Genomic DNA, 20,161 nt, shown 5'->3' on the forward strand with positions numbered 1-20,161 from the left:
CGACCTCGGCTTAGTCAACATCCTCGTTCCACCACTCCTTGTCGACCATGGATCGTTCGGCGATCGGGTTCCATTTCCGATCTTCGATCTTCACGCTGTGGTGAAAGCCTGTCGGAAGGTCCGGCGTTACGCCGCGAAACTGAGAGCGTGCCAGGGCATCGAGAATGAGGCGCAGCGGATAGCGCTTGCTATCGTAGCCAGGCTCGATCCCCGGAGCCGAGACGGCAAAGAAAGCCGCTAGCCCGTCCACTAGGTCGCGATCGGTGAAGCGCCCGTCGTTCTCGATCACAGGATCGAATTGCACAATGCGCGACCCGTGATCGGCATGAATGATGATAACGGTCTTGCCCGCAGCAGGAGACGCGGCGATGGCTGAGAGCATCTCCTCGACCTTGTGCGTCACACACTCTACCTGATCGAAATAAGCGTCGTAGCGAGCCTGCCATGACACTCTGCTTGCCCGGCCACGCCATTCCGACTGCCGCAGCATGCGGCAGGCCTTGTCATAGATGTAAGGGTAGTGGGGAACGAGGACGTGCGCGAAGATCGCCTGGCCCGGCGTCAGCGCACGTGTCTGCCCGATCACCCACTCGAATGTCGCCATGCCGTTCAGGCTGCTAGTGCTGGTCTCCTGCAGCTGCTGCACGAAAGGCAGGTCCAGGCCGACGCGCCGGACGTAGAACACCGCAAGATCGTAGACCCCCAAGGCGCTCCGCGCGAGAGCCGAGAGCGCGGCAAACCGGAAGGCCAGAATGTAGGCCTTGTCCGAGACCGGCAACTGGTCGCCCACGTCGATCAGGCCGCCGGCCGCGCGCGTCATGCACGTCTCGACTGCTGGATGGTTGCAATAGTCGATCCAGTCGGATTGCGCGACGGTGATACGCAACCCCATCCACTGAAGGACATCGAAATAGCGATTCTGTTCCACCGTGGTCCCCCAGCGCCCACCCTGCTTCCAAGGAAGCGCCGGCTCAAGGCCGAGGATCCGCGGAATGGAATTCACCGTATGCAGGCTCTCGCTATACGCCCCAGCGAGGAGACGGAAGCCATGCCGCAGATAGAACGTCCGTAGCTGTTCGCGCGCCTCCGGCCCACGCGGCACGAAATCCGGAATGGCCTCGAGGCCAATATGCTCGTCCAGGATTAGGTGAACGACCGCGATATCGGACTTCTTCGTAGCCATGGCTCCCGTCTGGACGGCGCTGCCGGCAGCTGCTGGATGTCCACCCGCCGTTCCCGTTGCGGCGGTCCATAGCTCCGAAATGACGACCACGCCGAACCACAAGATCAGTGCCTGCCGAGCGAACCGCGCCAGCAACGCCGAAGCCAACACGCCGACTGTCAAGAATGCGCCACCGAAGTTCAACTGAATCGCGAGCACGACCAGCAGTACCGGTACGACGAGCTGGGCGAACACGCCCAGGGTGGCAGCAACTAGTCCGACGACAGCCGAAACCGCCAGGACGCCGGCAAACACCAGTTGGACTTCAGCGCTGCCGACAGGGTATCCATAGTAGTTGAGGAAGTTCAGGAACGATCCGGTCAACATCACCGCAGTGGCTGCCGCGCCAAGCGTGAAGGCGCGCGCCCGGCTTTCGGATGGATCGACGATCTTCATCCAGATCGGTCGCGGCTTTGGCTTAGCGGCGGCTTGATCGATCGCCATCGTCCCCCCTCCCAGACTGTTCTTCAGCTGCGATCGAACCAGACCAGCAGCCGGCCGCCTTGCCCCAACCGCTCCTGGCGCACGATGCGTGCCCGTCGCGCGACATGGGCGACGAAGTGCTCGTGGTCATAATCGGCGAAGATGTCTTCGCGCAGAGCCAGCAGCTGCTGGACCATGGGATCGCTCTTGTCCGGACATTCGATCACGCCCATGGGTGCCAATCCCACGATCCAGTCCACCACGGCATCCAGCGGAATGTTGCGCGAAATCGCGAGGTGATGAACCAGCGCCAGTGCGATGATCGCGTCGGCGTTCAGCCGCTCGCTCAGCCCAAGCCGTTCCGACTGACCCCAACCCTGGTTCGGGCTCGGGTTCGCTGCGTCCAGCCACAGCGGCAGGAAATCGAGCTTCTTCGCCTCGGCGCGAGCGGCCGCCAGGTTGAGCGCGCCATGATCGAAGTCGAACCCGATGACCCGCCCGGCGCCGGCCTCGAGAGCGGCGTCGGAATAGTCGCCGGTATTGCAGCCGAGATCGACCAGCATCCGCGGGCGCACCTTCGCCACCATCTCGCTCACGAACCGTCGCTTGGCATCCGCCTCCGCCGCCCCGTAGCTGTTGGACTGGGCATAGTCGGACCACACCGTCGCGCCGCTGAGGACCTTCATCGCGATGATCGCGCGCCGCAGCCCTTGCAGCATGCCGACGAAAGCAACCTTCGACACCGATACTGATCGCAGTCTTCCGATCGTCGCGGCGCGCCGGCCTGAGGCGCGGCGCTGCAGCGCGGCCTGCATCACCACATGGGTGAGGACGGTCCACGAGAGCTTGCTGCGGAACGGGAGTAGCGGCGCCAGCACTTCCGGTTCGATCCCCTCGAGCGAACCGCGAAACAGAGTGTTCGGCGCGATCTTGAGCAGCGTGTGGCACAGCAGCGGATTGAGGAACTGCATGCAGAACTGCCGGTGCCCCGTCCACACGGCGCCGTCGCGGTAGGGGCGCAGAGAGAGATGGTCGATGAAGATTGGCGAAGAGCCCTGGAACTGGACGTTGTATGCCGACGCGTCCGACAGGTCGAACCCCCGCTCCAGCGCCGCGAGATGGAGATCGAGATGCAGGAGCGCTGCCTTCCGATGCAGGGCGAAGCTCCATTCATAGGGGTACGATATGAACGGCAGCCGCGCGCTTGCGAGGACGTGCGCCGCTCCCGTCATCGATTGGAGTGCCGGTACCTCCATCTCTTCGAACGGCAGGAGATAGCCCCGCTCGGCAAGGTCCTTGAACAGCCCGGACTCGCGCGCGGCCCGATAGACTTCCGATGCATTGCCCGGCATCACGGTCCGCAGGATGCGATCACCAGACCGATAGACCGCGCCACTCGGGTCGCGGAACGAGCCCGGATCGCGCAGCGGTGCGTTCATTGGTTCTTCGGATCGCTATTGCGGTTCCCGAAGGTGCGCCGCAGCACATCCTTGAGGCGCGTCCAATACATGCGCGCAAACGCCATCGAGCCGATGATGCCGGCGATCAGGGATTGCAGGATGATGCTGCCCGTCCCCGGATCGAGATAGGCGAAGGCGCTGTCGTAGCTCGCCGACAGGATGAGAGCGGCACCTCCGCCAACTGCAAGCGGCTTGAGCAGTACACGCATCAAGTCCCGATACCCGGCCATGGAAATCCCCTCCTGGAAGCGGCTCGTTCGAGAATTCGAACCTAATAGTGTAGGACCGAGCGTTAACCAAAGGTGAATGCGATGGGCTAGTATGCAATCATTTCGCGACTCGATCAATCTCGCTGCCGGGATGCGCGTGAAGTTCGCGCTTATGCGGCTCTCCGCTTGCGCGCGGGACGGTCCGCACAATAGCGCCGGTGCAGGATGGCGATGATCGCGGCCGCTTCCTTGCTGGCCAGCGAATAGAGGATCGTGGTCCCCTCTCGCCGCGCGGCGACCAGCTGCAGCGCCTTCAGCTTCGCGAGATGCTGCGAGACGTTGGGCTGTGAGGCACCGAGTAGATCCGCCAGCTCGCCGACCGAACGCGCCCCTTCACCGAGCGCGCACAGGATCGCCAAGCGGTTCTCGTTCGCCATGGTGCGCAGGAATTGCGCGGCTTCCGCCGCGCTGACGCCCAAGGCGGCCATCGATGTTTTGGAGTTCATACTTGCTTATATAAGCATATTATTATATATGTCAAATTGATCTCTTGTTGGAAATGCGTCACCTCGCCCATGAAGAAATCCTGCAGAGGTGTCAAAGATTTTCTGGTCACACGGAAATATCTGGCGCTCGACTCAATCCTCCGGTACTAGAAGCCCTGGGGCGAGCAATTGCGCAGAGGGAAGATCATGACCGCGCCGACCGTCCTGAGCTTCTTCGACACGGCGACCAAGAGCTACAGCCATATCGTGACCGATGCGGACTCCGGCGTTTGCGCCGTCATCGATTCGGTCCTGGATTTCGACATCAAGTCGGGTCGCACTGGCACTGCCGGCGCCGGTCGGCTGATCGAGACGGTGAAACAGCGCAACTGGCGCACCGAATGGGTGCTGGAAACCCATGCCCACGCGGACCACTTGACCGCGGCGCCTTATATCAAGGCGAAGCTGGGCGGAAAGATCGCCATCGGCGCGCAAATCCCGGTCGTGCAGCAGGCCTTCAGCAGAATCTACAATCTGGGCGGCGATTTCCCAGTTGACGGATGTCAATTCGATCGGCTGTTCGCTGATGGCGAAGAATTCAGGATCGGCGGCCTGACGGCCCGGGTGATGGCAACGCCCGGTCACACACCAGCCTGCATTACTTATGTGATTGGCGACGCCGCCTTCATCGGCGACACGTTGTTCGCGCCGGACTACGGCACGGCGCGCTGCGATTTTCCTGGCGGCGATGCGCGCACGCTCTATCGCTCGATCCAACGCATCCTCGCACTGCCGCCAGACACAAGACTCTATCAATGCCACGATTATCCGCCGGACGGACGCGAGCCGCAGCCTCACGCGACGGTGGCCGAGCAGCGTGCGAAGAACGTGCATCTCACCGGGAGGAGCGAGGATGAGTTCGTCGCACTGCGCGAAGGGCGCGACAAGACCTTGGAGATGCCGCCCCTGATGCTGCCTGCGGTTCAGGTGAACATCCGTGCCGGCGCGATGCCGCCGCCGGAACCGAACGGCATCTCCTATCTCAAGATCCCGGTGAACCGGTTCTAAAGCGGCAGCGTCGCATCGGGCAAAGCGGCTGCGATGGGAAAGAGATGTAGCCGATCGCGGCCTAGCAGCGCCAGCCGCGCCTCCGCATCCAGCAAGCGCCGGATCGCAACCTCCCGCACATTGAGACCGCCGGCATAGGCGCCGAAGGCCGGCAGCAGCAGCCGATGGCGCCCGATCGCGAAGCAGCGCCGGCGGAACGAGCGTCCCCGCGTCGAAACAGACGCGACCGGATGGTAGTGGCCGATGATTTCGCCGCCCTCGCCTTGCCGCTCATGGTGCGCATCGTGGCGGAAGACGAGCGGCCCGATCGCGATTTCCACCGCGCCGCGCCCGCCCAGTTGCTTGGGCGGCTTGGGGTCGTGATTGCCGTGGATCCAGATCCAGTCGGTACGGTCGCTGAGCCTGCGGATCCGGTCCGCAACCTCGCCGTCGAGCCGCGTCGCGCCGGCGCGGTCATGGAACGAATCGCCGAGCGCGACGACGCACTGCGGCTGGTAGTGCGCGACCAGCCGCTCCAGGCGCGCGACCGTCTGCGCGCTGTCATAGGGCGGCAACAGGCGCCCAGCGCTCCTGGCATAAGAGCTGCCCTTTTCCAGATGCAGATCCGCCGCCACCAGCAGCTGCTCCTCCGGCCAATACAGAACGCCCTCGAGATCGAGTTGCAGCGCGATGCCGTGCCAGGTGATGGTGATGGAGTGCTTCACGCCACCTCACACATCCCGTCGTCACCGGGCCGCAGCGAAGCTGCGAGACCCGGTGATCCAAAATCCGGCGCGTCGCACGCACACTTGGATCGCCGGGTCTTCGCCCGGCGATGACGGAAGAAGAGGAACACAGGAATCACAACATCGCCTCCTGCCCGGGTTCGCCGCTGGTCGCTTCCTCTATCAGATCGGCGGCGGCTTCTTCCAGCAGCGCGTCCATCGCTTCGTTGCCCACTTCGGTGCTGCCGAGCGTGACAAGGACCGGAACGGCCAGCGGTGTCACGCGATCCAGGCGCCGAACGTCGATCCGGCCCTGCACACGCTTCAGAAAATCGCCGAGGCGCTGCACGTCGGCGAGATTCCATGCTGCATCCTGACGCGTCGCGTGCAGCAGGATGTGGTCCGGCTCGTGCTTGCGCAGGACGTCGTAGATGAGATCGGCATTGAAGGTGATCTGCCGGCGCGACTTTTCCTCGCCCGGATGGCGCCGCTCGATCAGGCCGGCGATCACGGCGACGTTGCGGAAGGAGCGCCGCAGCATCGAGGAATCCTCCAACCATTCCTCGAGATCGTCGCCCAGCATGTCTTCCGCAAAGAGGCGTTCGACCTGCTCCTGCGTCGGCGCGCCCAGCGCCCAGGTCGCGAGCACGTAATCGGTGGCGACGAAGCCGAGCGGCTTCAGCCCGGCGCGCTCCATGCGCCGCGTCAGCAGCATGCCGAGCGTCTGGTGCGCAATCCGACCCTCGAAGCAATAGGCGACCAGGAACTCCTTGTTGCCGCGCGGGAAGCTCTCGATCAGCAGGCGCGAGCGCGTCGGCAGCACCGAGCGCCAGCGTTGCAGCCTGAGCCATTCCTGCACGTCATCAGGCAGATCCCGCTGCTGCCGCCGATCCTCTAGGATCGCCCGCACGCGCTCGGCAAGATCCGTCGTCAAGGGCAGCCGGCCGCCGCCATAAACCGGCACCTTGGGCTCGCCGCTCTTCGCCAGCGAACAGACGACCGACATCTCGCGGATGCCTTCGAAGCGCAGCAGGCGTCCGGCGAACATGAAGGTGTCGCCGGGCAGCAGGCCCTGCACGAACCATTCCTCTACTTCGCCCAGCGCCTGGCCGCGGCCGAGGCGCACTTTCAGCATCGGCGATTCGACGATGGTGCCGACATTCATGCGATATTGCCGCACCACGGTCATGTTGGCGGCGCGCCAGCCGCCATCGGGCATCTGGCGCAGGCGCTTCCAGCGGTCATAAGCCTTCAGCGCATAGCCGCCATCGCGCACGAAGGCGAAGACGCGATCGAACTCCTCGCGCGGCAGCGATGCATACGACGCCGCTGTCGTGACTTCCAGATAGAGCGCATCCGGATTCACCGACCCGGCGCAGGCGAGGCACAGGATGTGCTGTGCCAGCACGTCGAGGCAGTACGGCCGCGGCGGATATTCATCGAGATCCTTCTCCAGCGCCGCTTCGATCGCCGCTTTGCATTCCAGCACTTCGAAGCGGTTGGCCGGCACCAGCAAGGCACGGCTCGGCTCATCCAGCCGGTGATTGGCGCGGCCGATGCGCTGCAGTAGGCGGCTCGCGCCCTTCGGCGCGCCGACCTGGATGACAAGATCGATGTCGCCCCAGTCGATGCCAAGATCGAGCGAGGAGGTTGCGACCACCGCGCGCAAGGCACCGCGCGCCATCGCCGCCTCGATCTTCCGCCGCTGCTCCACCGCAAGCGAGCCGTGGTGCAACCCGATCGCCAGGTTGTCGTCATTGAGCCGCCACAAGCCCTGGAACACCAGCTCCGCCTGGGCGCGTGTGTTGACGAACACGAGCGTCGTCTTGTGGCGCTTGATCTCCTCATAGATCGCCGGCACCGCATGCAACGCCATGCGCCCACTCCACGGCACGTGCGCATCCGGGATCATGATCCCGATCTCCGGCTGCGCACCGTCGCGCCCGCGGATGATATCAAGCGGCCGCGCGCCGTAGTTCAGATGCTGCGCCACGCGCTCCGGCGCCGCGACCGTTGCGCTCAGGCCGAGGAAACGGCATTGCGGCGCCAGCCGCGCGAGGCGAGCCAGCCCCAGTGTGAGAAGCTGCCCGCGCTTGGTGTCGGCGATCGCATACAGCTCGTCGATGATCACGGTTTTGAGCGACGCGAAATAGTCTGGCGCCTCGCTGTAGGAGAGCAGCAGCGCCAGGCTCTCCGGCGTCGTCAACAGGATGTGCGGCGGGTGCTTGCGCTGGCGCTGGCGTCGGTTCTGCGGCGTGTCCCCTGTTCGGGTCTCGCTTTCTATGGGCAGACCCATTTCCGCGATCGGCGTCTCCAGGTTGCGCGCCACGTCTACTGTCAAAGCCTTGAGCGGCGAGATGTAGAGTGTGTGGATGCCGGTGCGTTTCTCCTTGGGGTCGGCGTCAGCCAGCTCCACCAGGCTGGGCAGGAACCCCGCCAAGGTCTTGCCGCCGCCGGTGGGCGCGATCAGCAGGACCGAGCGTCCTGCCTCAACCGCGCGCAGAACCGCCAGTTGGTGGTCGTGCACCTGCCAGCCGCGGCCCTGGAACCAAGCGGCAAAGCGGGGTGGCAGCAGGCTGGTAGCGATGGGCTGGTCCATATCGGCTTGCGGAACAAAACCGGATCATCATAGGTTAAAGCCCTGGCAACACAACGATTTTGAATCCTGAGAACTCAATGGCTTTGCACCCCCAGCACTGGCTCAAGCCCATGCCCGGCGGACTCTATTGCGAGCCCGGCGGGTTCTTCATCGACCCGTCCCGCCCGGTCGACCGCGCCATCGTCACGCACGGCCACGGCGACCATGCCCGCGCCGGCCACGGCAAGGTGGCGGCAACGGCGGAAACCCTCGCCATCATGGGCGTGCGCTATGGCGAGGGCTTCGCGCGCGAAACGCAGTCGCTGTCCTATGGCGAGCGCCTTGGCATGGGCGACGTCACCATCATGCTCGAGCCCGCCGGACATATCCTCGGCAGCGCGCAAGTGGTGCTGGAGCATGGCGGCTGCAGGGCGGTGGTCTCCGGCGATTACAAGCGGCGCTTTGATCCCACTTGCCCGCCTTTCACGCCGGTCAAGTGCGACGTCTTCATCACGGAGGCGACGTTTGGCTTGCCTGTCTTCCATCATCCGCCGGACAAAGGCGAGATCGGCAAGGTGCTGCATGCGCGCGAGCTGTTCCCCGACCGCAGCATGCTGGTCGGTGTCTATGCGCTCGGCAAATGCCAGCGCGTGATCGCGCTGCTGCGCCGCGCCGGCTATGACAAGCCGATCTATCTGCATGGCGCGTTGCAGGCTTTGACGCAGCTCTACGAGACACAGGGCGTGAGGCTTGGGCCGCTGGCATCGGTCGCCGGCATGGTGCCGGCGCAGCTCAAGAGCGAGATCGTGCTCTGCCCGCCCTCGGCGATCGGCGAGGTGTGGAGCCGGCGCATGGGCGATCCCGTGCCGGCGGTCGCTTCCGGCTGGATGCGCATCCGCGCCCGCGCACGGCAGGCCCGCGCCGAGCTGCCCCTCATCATCTCCGACCATTGCGACTGGGACGAGCTGTTGCAGACCGTGCGCGATGTGGACGCGCCGGAAGTGTGGGTGACCCACGGCCGCGAAGAAGCGCTGATCCACGCCATCCAGCAAACCGGCCGCCGCGCCCGCGCGTTGTCGCTGGTCGGGTACGAGGATGAGGAATGAGTACACCACCTCTCCCTCCCACGTCAGAGCGTCCCCTCCCCCAGCATGAGAGAGGGTTAGGGAGGGAGAAGCCGCGCCTCAACGTTAGACTATCTTCGCTTGCTCCCCCCAATCCTTCCCTCCCCCGTACCGGGGGAGGGGGACTCTCGTTTGCGGTCGGCTAACCCATGCAACTCTTCGCCGATCTGCTCGATGCCCTTTCCTATCAGCCGGCGCGCAATGGGAAGCTGCGGCTGATCGAGGATTATCTGCGCCATGCGCCGGATCCCGATCGCGGCTATGCGCTGGCGGCGCTGTGCGGCGAGCTGGAGCTGCCGAGCCTCAAGCCGGCCGCTCTGCGCGACATGACGATCGCGCGCGTCGATCCGGAGTTGTTCGGCTGGTCCTACGACTATGTCGGCGATCTCGCGGAGACCATCGCGCTGATCTGGCCAGTCACCGATCGCGCAACGCATGTGCCGCCACGCCTCAGCGACGTGGTCGAGCGCTTGCGCCTGGCCGGCCGCGCAGAGGCGATGATTCTGATGTCGGATTGGCTCGACGGGCTCGATGCCACGGGCCGCTGGGCCCTTTTGAAGCTCGCGGCCGGCGCACTGCGCGTCGGCGTCTCCGCGCGGCTGGCGAAGACCGCGCTCAGCGCCTTCGGCACGGTAGGACTGGAGGACATCGAAGAACAGTGGCCGCAGCACGAGCCGCCTTATACCGAGCTGATCCGCTGGGTCGCGGGCGGTGAAAAGCCAGCGGCGCGCAACACCCTTGGCTTCCGACCGCTCATGCTTTCCCACCCCATCGAGGAATCGGATCTGGCCAATCTGACGCCGCACGATTTCTGCGCCGAATGGAAGTGGGACGGCATCCGCGTCCAGATCGCAGCCTCGGACGGGCAGGTGCGCCTCTACTCCCGCGCGGGGGAGGATATCAGCGGCGCGTTTCCGGACCTGATCGAGCACGTCGATTTCGAAGCAGTCCTGGATGGCGAACTGCTGGTGGCGCGGCGCACGGATAACGCGGTGGAGGTCGCATCCTTCAACGACCTGCAGCAGCGTCTCAACCGCAAGAAACCGAATCCGGCCTTGATGCTCTCGAACCCAGCGCATATGCGGCTCTACGATGCGCTCATCATCGGCAATGACGATCTGCGCCCCCTGCCCTTGCGTGAACGCCGGCAGCATCTCGAAGCCTGGTATGCGCAAAGACCGCGCCTGCGCTTCGATTTGTCGCCGCTGATCCAGTTCGCCAATTGGAGCGAGCTCGTCCGCTTGCGCGCCGATGCGCGCGCCAGCGGAATCGAAGGCTTGATGCTGAAGCGCTGGGAAAGCCCGTACATCGCCGGCCGCGTCAAAGGCCACTGGTTCAAGTGGAAGCGCGATGCACTCACCATCGACGCCGTGCTGATGTACGCCCAGCGCGGGCACGGCAAGCGCTCCTCCTTCTATTCCGATTTCACCTTCGGCTGCTGGCGTCCCATCGTGGACGAGCATGGCAATCCCGGGCGGGAGCTGGTGCCTGTCGGCAAAGCCTATTCCGGCTTCACCGACGAGGAGCTGCGCAGGCTCGACCGCTGGGTGCGCAACAACACGGTGGACCGCTTCGGCCCGGTGCGCGTGCTGTCGCCCGCGCTGGTCGCCGAGTTCGAGTTCGACAGCGTGCACGAATCGACGCGCCACAAGTCCGGCCTGGCGTTGCGCTTCCCCCGCTTTCACCGCATCCGCTGGGACAAGCCCGCCAACGAGGCCGATGAGGTCGAAACACTGAAGAAGCTGATAAGCTGACGCCCGACGCCAGAACAGAGGCAAGTCCCATGAGCAACGCGAGCTTTCAGCCTCATGAACCCGATTCTCTCGACCCGCACGATTTCGAGACCTTCCGGGCCGACGCGCACAAGCTGCTCGATTCGTGCCTGGATCACCTGAAAGCGGCGCGGGATAGGCCGTGGCGTCCGGTCGATCCGACCGTGCGCGAAGCGCTCGCGCCGGCCTTGCTCGAAACCGGAATCGGGGAAAGCCGGCTTGCCCGCGAACTGGCGGAACGCGTGCTGCCCTTCGGCACCGGCAACACTCATCCGCGCTTCTTCGGTTGGGTCCATGGAACCGCCTTGCCGCCGGTCTGCTGGCCGACATGACCGCCTCGGCGATGAACAGCAATTGCGGTGGGCGCGACCATGGCGCGATCCATGTCGAACGCGCCGTGATCGACTGGACCCGTCGGATCTTCGGATTTCCCGAGGGAACCAGCGGATTGCTGACGTCCGGCACATCCCAGTCGACCATCATCGCCCTCGCGGCGGCGCGCATTCACGCGCTGGGCCGCGATGTCCGGGCGAACGGATTGCGTGACGCGCCCGATCACGTCGCTTATGCCTCGAGCGGTGCGCATAGCGCGAACCAGAAGGCGCTAGAGCTGCTCGGGCACGGCGCCCAGGCCGTGCGGCGCATTCCCGCCACAGGTACGAATGGCGGCATGGATCTCGCAAAGTTGCGCGCGCAACTGGCCAGTGACCGAGCCGCGGGAAAACGGCCATTCTGTGTGATCGGTACGATTGGGTCCGTCGACACCGGCGCGTGCGATGATCTCGATGCGCTCGCCGATCTCTGCGCGCAGGAGGGCCTTTGGCTGCATGTCGACGGCGCGTTCGGATGCTGGGCACGAATCGCGGACCATCCCTGGCGCGACCTGGCGCGCGGGATCGAGCGGGCGGATTCCCTGGCGTTCGATTTCCACAAGTGGATGTACGTGCAATATGATTGCGGCGCCGTCCTCATCCGGCATGGCGATGCCCATCGCGCGGCGTTTGCCATGCGCCCCGATTACCTGGAGGGGCAAGAGGACGGGCTCGGTGGCGGCGATCCGTGGTATTGCGACTATGGGATCGAGCTGTCGCGCGGCTTCCGCGCGCTCAGGGTCTGGTCTTGTCTGCGTGCCTACGGCCTCGATCGCCTGGCACGGAAGATCTCCGACAATTGCCGGCAAGCAGCGCGCATGGCCGCACTGGTCGAAACGGCCGACGAGCTCGAGCTTGGGGCGCCGGTGGTGCTCAACGTCTGCTGCTTCCGATATGCGCCAAAGGACGTCGACGCCGGGAGGCAGGACATGCTGAATCGTCAGCTCGCCACGCGCCTCCAGCTGGGCGGCGAGGTCGTCTTCTCAACCACCAAGCTGGGCGGCAGGACATTCCTGCGCGCCGCGATCGTCAATCATCGCACGCGCGACCAGGATATAGACCGGGCGATTGCAGCGGTGCGCGAAGCCTGCGGCGCGCTCGGGAGGCAATAGGCCGCCGCGTGGCGGCGGTCAGGTCCGTCCGCGCCGACCACCCCTGCGCCCCTGCGGGCGGGCAGCGCCGGCAGTCGCAGTCTGCTCCAGCAACGTCAGCAGGCGCCGGACCGGATGCCTGTCCTCGAGGTCCGCGACCTGAGCGCGATGACGCTCCGCCAGCACTGCGGCGATGGCGGGCGCGTTCGCATCGGCGGGCAAGGACAGCATCCACGATAGCAGTAGATCCTCCGCGGGGCCGGGGAATTCCGCACCCATCGCGAAGGCCTGCTCGATCAGCCGCTTGGGATCATGCTGCGCGGGGTCGGTCATCGGGCCTGAAAGGTGATGTCGCCGTACCAGCCTTCTACCAGAGCGCCCGTCTGGTCGCCATCGCTCATCAGGCAGATGGCGTCGATCCGGTCTACCGCACGGCCGAAGGCCGCGCGGAAATCGGCAGCCAGATCGCGCTGCTCGGACCGCCACAGGCCGGGCTGGGCAGGGCCGCTGTGCGCGACCACCTGCTGCGCATTCGCAACAAAGGCGTTCGCCCAGTGTGCGCCCACAGGTTCGCTCTGCGAACACACATATTGGATGGCGAGAATGGAATCCTCACCGGCACCGCTCTGGTGCAGGAAGGACAGGCGCAGCCCCTGATCGTCGCCCCCCTTCATGCGCTCGTTCCTACGCGCGGGTGCATGGTCCAGCCGCCAGTGCCACCGCAGGATCGGCAGGGAATCGAGGTCGATCTGCACCGTCCGGCACAGGCCCGACGCGCTGCCGTCCGCCATGGCACGCAGTGCGGGACCTTGGCCGCCGTCTTCCACGCGATAGGCCGTCTCCCCCTTGAAGCTCTTCGCTTGCCAGGCTGGGAGATCGGCCGGAGATATCGTCACTGGCTGGGCTGCCGGGGCCTCCGAACGCGCGGCCGATGCGTAGAGGACTGCAGACAGGACGAAAATCGGCAGAAACCAGCCGCCATTAAGGGATATGTCGGATTGTTGACGGAACTGCATCACGTTTCCTAGATTAATTCCAAGGATGGAGAGCCGGGATCACATTCCGGTCAGACGGGGGCAGGAGATCGGGCATGTTCGATCGCTTGTTGGCGCGCAGCATCAAACGTGGGTGCGTTACGCTGATCGATCACAAGGGCCGGGGTCAGGCCTTTGGGCAAGGGGAACCCAAGGTAACGATCCGGCTGGCGGATCGTGCGACGGATTGGGCGTTGTCGTTCAATCCGTGGCTCAAGGTCGGCGAAGCCTACATGGACGGCAAGCTGACCATCGAGGAGGGTTCTCTCTACGACCTCATCGATATCGGCCTTGCCAACACGAGCGACATCCAGAGCGAACGTTGGCAGCGCGTCATCGCCGGCTTTCACACGCTTGCCCGCTGGTGGCATCAGCACAATCCGGTCGGCCTGGCGCGCCAGCACGTGGCGCACCACTACGATCTGTCGCAGCGTCTGTTCGAGCTCTTCCTCGACGAGAGCATGCAATATTCCTGCGCCTATTTCCTCAATCCGGCGATGAGCCTGGCCGAGGCACAGATCGCCAAGATGCGGCACATCGCTTCCAAGCTGGTGCTGGAGCCGGGGCAGCGCGTGTTCGACATCGGCTGCGGCTGGGGCGGGCTCGGCATTTATCTCGCCAAGCATTGCGGCGTCGAAGTCGTCGGCGTCACGCTGTCCAAGGAGCAGCATGAGCTGGCGACGCGGCGCGCGAAGGAGGCTGGCGTCGACAAGCAGGTCACGTTCAAGCTGCAGGATTATCGGCTGGAGAAGGATACCTACGACCGCATCGTCTCCGTCGGCATGTTCGAGCATGTCGGCGTCAAGCATTACGGCGAGTTCTTCGGTTCGGTCGAGCGGCTGCTGAAGCCGGCGGGCGTCGCGCTGCTGCACGCGATCGGACGGCGCGACGGGCCGGGCTTCACCAATCCCTGGCTGCGCAAATACATCTTCCCCGGCGGCTACAGCCCGGCCTTATCGGAGGTCGTGCCCCGGGTCGAGAAGACCAGCATGTGGATCACCGACATCGAGGTCCTGCGCCTCCACTACGCCGAGACGTTGCGCTGCTGGCGCGGGAACTTCAATCGCCACCGGGCCGAGATCGCCCGCATCTATGACGAGCGCTTCTGCCGGATGTGGGAGTTCTACCTGATCGGCAGCGAGCTCTCCTTCCGCCACGACTACAACATGGTCTGGCAGATGCAGATGGCGCGCGACATCGACGCCGTCCCGCTGACCCGCGACTACATGTTCGACTGGGAGCGCCAGGCCGGCATTCCAGCACGCCGCGGCCGCGCCGCCGAATGAACGACGCCCGGCCCTGCAGCGGCACGGTCGAACGATGCTGGGGCTGAGGGCAAGACTGCGCCGTGTCCGGGAACAGTTCCACGTCCGGGATCCTGTCATCCATCTGTATTGCCTGTGCTGGAACGAGGAGCGGATGCTGCCGTTCTTCTTCCGCCACTACGACGATCTAGTCGCGCGCTATTTTGTCTTCGACAATGGATCGACGGACCGGTCGATTGGCATGCTCAAGCAGCATCCAAAGGTGACGCTAGGCGAGTTCCGCGCGGTCGGGGGTCGGTGATCCGGGAGGCGCCCGCCTTCTATGAAACGGTCTGGCGCCAGAGCCGGCAGGACGCGGACTGGGTCTTCATCGTCAATATCGACGAGTTCCTCTATCATGCGGCTGGCAAGGACTATTTCCGGCACTGCATCCGCGAGGCCGTCACAGTAGTTCCGGCCACCGGTTATGAAATGCTCGCGCCGGCTTTCCCGCCGGCCGACCAGACCCTCCCTCTCTCGATCACGAATGGCCTTCGGGCCAAGTACATGGACAAGTTGTGCGCCTTCCGCCCGGACGACATCAGGCGCTTGAACTATTCGCCGGGCCGCCACTCCGCCAAGCCGCGCGGGCATATAGTCTACCCTGCAACATCCGAACTCAAGCTGCTGCACTACAAATATTTGGGGGAATCCTATCTGGTGGAACGCTATGCGGAACTGCGCGCGCGAACGCCGGAGGGCGACCAAAACCAGGGCCTAGGCGTCCATTACTTCCGTGAGCCGGAATCCCTCGTGCAACTGCATCGATCGTTGCTGGCCCGGGCTGCACCCGTTCCGGGCCTGCATGAACCCCCGAAAGCGTCCGCCACATGAACACCGCCGCGCAAAGCGCTCCGCCGGTGGCGCCCCCCTGGGTGGGCGCTGAGGGCCTGCTACCCCGGATTGCCGAGATAGCCGGACTGCCGAAGCGCCGAAACGGCGGCAGCGGGTTTCTGCCGGCTGCGCCTGCTGCCACGACGCGGGTGCGCTATGTCGAGAACAAGTGCATCGACTGGGAGCGGGTGCGCGAGATTGCAGCCTTGTCCGAGCGCGCCGGCCAATGGGCCAATTTCGGGCCGGTGTCGACGGCGCTCGAGCGCTCCCTCGAATTCATCCTGAATCTACCGAATGATCGCGCCGTCATCATGTGCGCGTCGGCCACGGTCGGCCTGCAGGCGCTGGCTGGACTGGAGGCAGCGAAGCGGGGTCGAAGCCTGCGTTGGGCGGTTTCGGCCTACACGTTTTTCAGCCAGCGTGTCGGGACGTACGCCGGCGCGATGGTAGTCGACAGCGATGATCATGGCCTCGTCGACCTGGATGCCATCGCGGCCTCGCCTGACGAAACCTGGGATGGGCTGGTGGTGACGAACCTGTTCGCGGGCCTGCCAAGCGCGCGGGCCTTCGCGGATTTCTGCTGTGCGCGGGATAAGGCCATCATCGTCGATTCCGCGGCAGCCTTGTTCGGTCCGGATCGCACCTGGGCAGGGCACCCGAACGAGACCATCAGCTTCCATCAAACCAAGCCATGGGGCGTCGGTGAAGGTGGCTGCATCATCGTGGACCGTCCCGATGCGACACTCGCCAGATCCATCATCAATTTCGGGGTCGGAGCGCCTCTTGCGGCCCAGCCTTTCGCGGGTAACGGCAAGATATCGGATGTTGCGGCCGCCGTGATACTGGAACGACTGGAGCGACTGCCGTCATGGGCGGCGCGGTATGATGCGCAACGCCGCCGCATCGAGTCTCTGTGCAGCGAAATCGGCGTGCCCCTGCTGTTGCAGGCGCCTCGGGAAGCTCTTCTTGCGAGCGTGCCGGCGCTGTCTGCGCAGCCGATCAAACAGGAGGACTTCCGGAGCATCGAGTTCGATCTCGGCAAATACTATCCTCCGCTAGACGACAGCTGCCGGACGGCGCGCGGCATTTTTGAGCGTATCATCAACATTCCCAGCCATTGCGGCATGTCCGCCGTCGAAACCCGGGCGCTCGTTCGCGTTCTCGAGCGACTGCTGCCTGATGCTTCCATGCAAGAAGTCGAGCGATCTTGATGGAGCGCGCAGTGGACTTTGCCGAACTCGAGAGGGACGGCTACCAGATCGTTCGGTCGGTCGTATCGCCGCCGGAGATAGCGGATATCCTGCGTGAGACCGATCGCCTCAAGTTCCTGGTGCTCGCGAGCGCGCTGGACGATCGACGCTTGCGGATGCTGTGGTCCAAGTCCGACGCCGGCGAGGCGACGCTCCGCGGACTACAGAACGCACACCATGTCAGCCCAGCGATCGAAGAACTTCGCCTGCATCGCGGCATCGGCAGGATCCTGTGCGGCGTGTTGGGTTCCGACATCAAGACCGTTCTCACGTCGATCTTCTGGAAATCCCCGGGCGAAGGCGAGACCGGGATCGCATATCACCAGGACGCCGCATTTCGGCAACCTGCCTTGAATTTTCGCAACCTCGCGCATTCTTTCTTGCAGCTCACAGTGGCCCTCGATCCCCAGGATAATGAGAATGGCGGCTTGCGCTTTGTGCCCGGCAGCCACCGTCAGGCACGGATCCTTCCGCGTCCGCCACAGAGCGTCCTCACCGGTCAGGCGACGGAGCGAGAGCTCAGCGCGATGGGCATCGCGTCGGGGAGCGTGCACACGGTCCGTCTCGAACCAGGGGATATCGTCATCTGGAACGCATTCACCGTGCATGGGTCGCCACCCAACCGGTCGAAAGATCGCGATCGACGTTCATTCACTATGGCGTCGATGCGCTCTCGTGATTGCGACACCGGAACCGACGCCTACATCGCTGGGGAGCCGGCGATTCAAGCCCACGACGGCACCTAAACCGGTGGACGTGACCAGTCTGCGGGGCCCTGCACCTTTGCGGGCGTGCCGAACGCCCGGATGTTGTCTGGCAAATCGCGCGTAACGACGCTGCCGGCCCCGACAACTGAATGCGCGCCGATGGAAACGCCGAGCACGGCCACATGAGTTCCCAGGAATGAACCAGCGCCGACCTGACTGCCGGCAACCAGCGAGCAATGGGCGGCAAGCATCGAGAAGGGACCGAGAGTGCTGTCTCCGCCGATCGTACAGTAAGGGTCAAGGATGCAGCCTGTGCCGATAGTGCATTGAGATGCGAGACGCACATAGGGCGCAATGAACAATCCGTCACCCAGCTTCGCATAAGGCGAGATGACTGCCGTCGGATGTATGGCGGAGCAAAGTGCGCCGCCGTGCGCCGTCACCGCCTCTGCCAAGGCTCGTCTGATGTTTGAGTTTCCGATCGCAACGTGGATGGCTGCGCGCCGTAACAACTCTGGATCGTGCGCCTCAGTGAAGCCGCCAAGAACCTCGACCCCCACCACCTTGCTTCCCCGCTCCTTGGTGTCGTCGAGGAAGCCCAGGATCGGGTAGTTCATCCAGCGGAAAATGTCCGCCGCATTCCGGCCGTGTCGGCCTGCTCCCATGATCACGACCAAGCGCTGATCTTCGCTATCCATGCGTCTGCCCCCAGCTTAGGACAGTACCTGTAGGCGTCCTGGCTCGGACATGCCAGCCTCAATCGGTGGCGGGCAAGATTGGGGCGCGCCGCCACGCACCACTTATGCCGGGACCTCCTGCCTCTAGAACGTCACATAGGTGATTGTGAAGAGCAGAATTGTGCCGGCTACCAGCCTGGTGAAATGCGGCCAGACCAGCAGCACGCTCTGCCCGAAGGGATCAGCACGGCCGAGCAGCGCGCCCTGCAGCTGGCTCATGAAGCTCGGCCCCAGGGAGCGGGTCGCGGAATTGAGCAGTGCCAGAGCCGCCTCGACAAACAGATAGTTGGGCGAGACGTGCGCAAACATCGGCCGATCCACCTTTTCATGCAATCGTGCCAGAGTCGCGGAGACACCGGACGCTCCGGCACGAGCATGAGATCGGAGATCGGCGCTCTCGAAAAAGGTGATGGGCGAAGTGCTGATTCTGCAGGGCTCCGCCGGCGATTGCCTCGTTGTCCTCCCACCCCATCCTCCGTTGTCCGAAGGACAGCGCCAGGCTTGGCACCCGGCGCGCTCTTGCGCCCTTATTTGCCGGTGATGGCGATGCGCCTCGTTCTGCTCTGCGCACGCTCGGTCTTGGGCATGGTGATGGTCAGCACCCCGTTCTTGAAGCGCGCTTCCACCTTGTCCTCCTCGATCTCGGTGCCGAGCGCGATCCGGCGTTCGAACTGCCCGTAGTAGCGCTCGCTGAACTGACGATCCTTGTCCTCCGTCTCGGAGCGTCTTTCACCGCGTAACGTCAGAACGTTATCATCCAACAGGACCTCCACGTCCTTTTCCTCGAGGCCAGGCAGTTCGGCCGTCACGCGGACATCCTTCTCGGTCTCCGAGACCTCCACATTCGGCCAGCCCCAGTTCGCTCGGCCGGAAGCCAGGTTCGGGAAGCGGCCCGTGCCCAAGCTCTCGAAATCATGGAACATGTTGTCGAATAGCCGATTGACTTCGCGATGCAGTGCCATGAAGGGGTCTGCGTCGCGATAGAGCGTCGGTGTGTTGCTCTCCGAGCGCCTCCAGGGAATGAGATCTCTCATGTTCATGCTATCCTCCTTTCTTGGCAGATCAGGCGGTCCGGCCGCGACATCGGGCGGCCGGGCGTTGGCAGGCGCGCGTGCCCGCTCTAAGCCGCCTGCTTATCGCCTTTGAGCTGTCTTGCCTCGACCGCGGTGTCGCCGCTTTTGATCGCGATCTTGCGCGGCTTCATCTCCTCGGGCACTTCACGCGTCAGCGTGATGGTCAAGAGACCGTTCTGCAGGTTGGCTTCGGCGACCTTCACGTGATCGGCCAACTCGAACCGTCGCTCGAACGACGTGCCGGGAATACCGCGGTGCAGGTAGTCGCCTTCCTCCTCGGGCTTGGTGCCAGCGACAATCAGCAGGTTCGGCAGTGTCGTGATGCTGAGCTCGGATTCCGAGAAGCCCGCCACCGCCATGCTGATGCGGTAGGCATCCTCCGAGCTCCGCACGATGTCATAGGGCGGCCAGCTCTCGAAACTCTGGGTCCGGCTGGCGTTTTCCAGAAGGTCGAAGACTCGGTCGAAACCGATGGTCGACCTGAACAGGGGCGAGAAATTGAGGTTCGTCCTCATAGCCACATCCTCCGATTGAGCAACATGGATACGGGGTTCCCGGAAAGCTGGGTTCCCGGGCTGCCGATCCCCGAATGGGCGACCGACGACTGGGGATTTAGGCGCTGGTTTCGGGCTGTCAAGGCCGCCTCGGCACCGCATCCGGGCCTCCAGCGAAAAATTTGCTGTCGTTGGGCTTGACGGGAAATCAGCCGCTTCCC

General features: G+C 64.3%; 22 protein-coding genes. 10 read left to right on the forward strand and 12 right to left on the reverse strand.

Annotation, left to right across the window (positions count from 1 at the left end; all coding sequences use genetic code 11):
* Positions 1–10 precede the first annotated feature (10 nt).
* The 4 genes from DTX69_RS18175 to DTX69_RS18190 all read right to left on the reverse strand — a co-directional run bounded on the left by DTX69_RS18175 (position 11) and on the right by DTX69_RS18190 (position 3,820).
* On the reverse strand, positions 11–1,666 hold the full coding sequence (locus DTX69_RS18175) for a hypothetical protein (RefSeq protein WP_119302976.1): 1,656 nt from the start codon (positions 1,664–1,666) through the stop codon (positions 11–13).
* Positions 1,667–1,689: 23 nt separating this feature from the next.
* Positions 1,690–3,084, reverse strand: coding sequence for a class I SAM-dependent methyltransferase (locus tag DTX69_RS18180; RefSeq protein WP_119302977.1), 1,395 nt, complete (start codon positions 3,082–3,084; stop codon positions 1,690–1,692).
* The gene (locus tag DTX69_RS18185) at positions 3,081–3,335 is read right to left on the reverse strand and encodes a hypothetical protein (RefSeq protein ID WP_119302978.1); all 255 of its coding nucleotides are present in this window, start codon (positions 3,333–3,335) and stop codon (positions 3,081–3,083) included. The genes DTX69_RS18180 and DTX69_RS18185 overlap by 4 nt, the downstream gene beginning before the upstream one ends.
* A gap of 149 nt (positions 3,336–3,484) precedes the next feature.
* A complete protein-coding gene (locus DTX69_RS18190) occupies positions 3,485–3,820 on the reverse strand; it encodes an ArsR/SmtB family transcription factor (protein ID WP_119302979.1) in 336 nt (111 codons plus the stop codon).
* Positions 3,821–4,006: 186 nt separating this feature from the next.
* Between DTX69_RS18190 and DTX69_RS18195 the strand changes: the two genes are divergently transcribed.
* Positions 4,007–4,867, forward strand: coding sequence for an MBL fold metallo-hydrolase (locus DTX69_RS18195; RefSeq protein ID WP_119302980.1), 861 nt, complete (start codon positions 4,007–4,009; stop codon positions 4,865–4,867).
* On the opposite strand, the gene pdeM is transcribed toward DTX69_RS18195, so the two are convergent.
* Positions 4,864–5,571: a ligase-associated DNA damage response endonuclease PdeM gene (gene pdeM / locus DTX69_RS18200; protein ID WP_119302981.1), complete on the reverse strand. Its 708-nt coding sequence runs from the start codon at positions 5,569–5,571 to the stop codon at positions 4,864–4,866. The two genes, DTX69_RS18195 and pdeM, sit on opposite strands and share 4 nt — an antisense overlap.
* A 136-nt stretch (positions 5,572–5,707) precedes the next feature.
* A complete protein-coding gene (locus tag DTX69_RS18205; protein WP_119302982.1) occupies positions 5,708–8,170 on the reverse strand; it encodes a ligase-associated DNA damage response DEXH box helicase in 2,463 nt (820 codons plus the stop codon).
* Positions 8,171–8,247: 77 nt separating this feature from the next.
* On the opposite strand from DTX69_RS18205, the gene DTX69_RS18210 reads away from it, so the two are divergent.
* The 4 genes from DTX69_RS18210 to DTX69_RS18220 all read left to right on the forward strand — a co-directional run bounded on the left by DTX69_RS18210 (position 8,248) and on the right by DTX69_RS18220 (position 12,528).
* Positions 8,248–9,255 (forward strand): ligase-associated DNA damage response exonuclease, encoded by a 1,008-nt coding sequence (locus tag DTX69_RS18210; RefSeq protein ID WP_119302983.1) that lies wholly within the window; start codon positions 8,248–8,250, stop codon positions 9,253–9,255.
* A 167-nt stretch (positions 9,256–9,422) separates the two neighbouring features.
* Positions 9,423–11,027: a cisplatin damage response ATP-dependent DNA ligase gene (locus tag DTX69_RS18215; protein WP_119302984.1), complete on the forward strand. Its 1,605-nt coding sequence runs from the start codon at positions 9,423–9,425 to the stop codon at positions 11,025–11,027.
* 29 nt (positions 11,028–11,056) lie between these two features.
* Positions 11,057–11,377, forward strand: coding sequence for a hypothetical protein (locus DTX69_RS30745; protein ID WP_284735891.1), 321 nt, complete (start codon positions 11,057–11,059; stop codon positions 11,375–11,377).
* Positions 11,374–12,528 (forward strand): pyridoxal phosphate-dependent decarboxylase family protein, encoded by a 1,155-nt coding sequence (locus tag DTX69_RS18220; protein ID WP_284735892.1) that lies wholly within the window; start codon positions 11,374–11,376, stop codon positions 12,526–12,528. Before DTX69_RS30745 ends, DTX69_RS18220 begins: the two co-directional genes overlap by 4 nt.
* Before the next feature lie 18 nt (positions 12,529–12,546).
* Here DTX69_RS18220 and DTX69_RS18225 read toward each other — a convergent pair whose 3' ends face one another.
* Positions 12,547–12,840 (reverse strand): hypothetical protein, encoded by a 294-nt coding sequence (locus DTX69_RS18225; protein WP_119302985.1) that lies wholly within the window; start codon positions 12,838–12,840, stop codon positions 12,547–12,549.
* A complete protein-coding gene (locus DTX69_RS18230; protein WP_119302986.1) occupies positions 12,837–13,523 on the reverse strand; it encodes a DUF3047 domain-containing protein in 687 nt (228 codons plus the stop codon). The genes DTX69_RS18225 and DTX69_RS18230 overlap by 4 nt, the downstream gene beginning before the upstream one ends.
* A 74-nt stretch (positions 13,524–13,597) precedes the next feature.
* Here DTX69_RS18230 and DTX69_RS18235 point away from each other — a divergent pair, with 74 nt between their 5' ends.
* The 5 genes from DTX69_RS18235 to DTX69_RS18255 are packed head-to-tail and all read left to right on the forward strand — an operon-like array spanning position 13,598 to position 17,675.
* Positions 13,598–14,827, forward strand: a complete 1,230-nt coding sequence (locus DTX69_RS18235) for an SAM-dependent methyltransferase (RefSeq protein ID WP_119302987.1) — start codon at positions 13,598–13,600, stop codon at positions 14,825–14,827.
* Between the two features lie 34 nt (positions 14,828–14,861).
* Positions 14,862–15,107 (forward strand): glycosyltransferase family 2 protein, encoded by a 246-nt coding sequence (locus DTX69_RS18240; RefSeq protein ID WP_119302988.1) that lies wholly within the window; start codon positions 14,862–14,864, stop codon positions 15,105–15,107.
* Positions 15,104–15,679 carry a hypothetical protein gene (locus DTX69_RS18245; RefSeq protein ID WP_119302989.1) on the forward strand — a complete coding sequence of 192 codons (576 nt, stop codon included), beginning with the start codon at positions 15,104–15,106 and terminating at the stop codon, positions 15,677–15,679. Before DTX69_RS18240 ends, DTX69_RS18245 begins: the two co-directional genes overlap by 4 nt.
* A complete protein-coding gene (locus tag DTX69_RS18250) occupies positions 15,676–16,890 on the forward strand; it encodes a DegT/DnrJ/EryC1/StrS family aminotransferase (protein ID WP_119302990.1) in 1,215 nt (404 codons plus the stop codon). The genes DTX69_RS18245 and DTX69_RS18250 overlap by 4 nt, the downstream gene beginning before the upstream one ends.
* A gap of 11 nt (positions 16,891–16,901) precedes the next feature.
* On the forward strand, positions 16,902–17,675 hold the full coding sequence (locus DTX69_RS18255) for a phytanoyl-CoA dioxygenase family protein (protein ID WP_162917331.1): 774 nt from the start codon (positions 16,902–16,904) through the stop codon (positions 17,673–17,675).
* On the opposite strand, the gene DTX69_RS18260 is transcribed toward DTX69_RS18255, so the two are convergent.
* The 4 genes from DTX69_RS18260 to DTX69_RS18275 all read right to left on the reverse strand — a co-directional run bounded on the left by DTX69_RS18260 (position 17,672) and on the right by DTX69_RS18275 (position 19,961).
* The gene (locus DTX69_RS18260; RefSeq protein WP_119302992.1) at positions 17,672–18,334 is read right to left on the reverse strand and encodes a NeuD/PglB/VioB family sugar acetyltransferase; all 663 of its coding nucleotides are present in this window, start codon (positions 18,332–18,334) and stop codon (positions 17,672–17,674) included. The two genes, DTX69_RS18255 and DTX69_RS18260, sit on opposite strands and share 4 nt — an antisense overlap.
* A gap of 123 nt (positions 18,335–18,457) precedes the next feature.
* The gene (locus DTX69_RS18265; RefSeq protein ID WP_119302993.1) at positions 18,458–18,682 is read right to left on the reverse strand and encodes a hypothetical protein; all 225 of its coding nucleotides are present in this window, start codon (positions 18,680–18,682) and stop codon (positions 18,458–18,460) included.
* A gap of 218 nt (positions 18,683–18,900) precedes the next feature.
* Complete coding sequence (locus tag DTX69_RS18270) at positions 18,901–19,413, reverse strand: Hsp20/alpha crystallin family protein (RefSeq protein ID WP_119302994.1); 513 nt, start codon at positions 19,411–19,413, stop codon at positions 18,901–18,903.
* Positions 19,414–19,493: 80 nt separating this feature from the next.
* Positions 19,494–19,961, reverse strand: coding sequence for an Hsp20 family protein (locus DTX69_RS18275; protein WP_119302995.1), 468 nt, complete (start codon positions 19,959–19,961; stop codon positions 19,494–19,496).
* Between the last annotated feature and the right edge of the window lie 200 nt (positions 19,962–20,161).

Origin of the sequence: Dongia deserti (assembly GCF_003574735.1) — a bacterium.
Classification (GTDB): Bacteria; Pseudomonadota; Alphaproteobacteria; order Dongiales; family Dongiaceae; genus Dongia_A; species Dongia_A deserti.